Below are 251 nucleotides of genomic sequence, written 5' to 3' on the forward strand. Positions count from 1 at the left end.
GGCATAGGCTTCTCTTTCAAATGAGATTCTTTTATAGGCCAGATAGCTGTCTTTTAGGGTAAAAAACCAGTAATAATATTCAATTACGTAAAAAATATAAAAGAAAATAACCAGCATTTCCAGCTGTTGTCTCAAATGGATTTTTTCGTGATTGATAAGTTCTTTATTTTCCTTATCTTCGGGTTTCCTTATGAAGATAAAGGGAAAAAGAGCAATGCCGTTAATTTTAAGTTTTTTTAATGGCTTTTGGC

1 protein-coding gene is annotated in these 251 nt (G+C 31.5%); it reads right to left on the reverse strand.

What is annotated here, in order from left to right; translation table 11 throughout:
- A partial coding sequence (locus SCA31_RS24640) for a hypothetical protein (RefSeq protein ID WP_410699590.1) occupies nucleotides 1–251 on the reverse strand: 251 nt, incomplete at both ends.

Source organism: Chryseobacterium sp. SIMBA_028, assembly GCF_046535285.1.
Classification (GTDB): domain Bacteria; phylum Bacteroidota; class Bacteroidia; order Flavobacteriales; family Weeksellaceae; genus Chryseobacterium.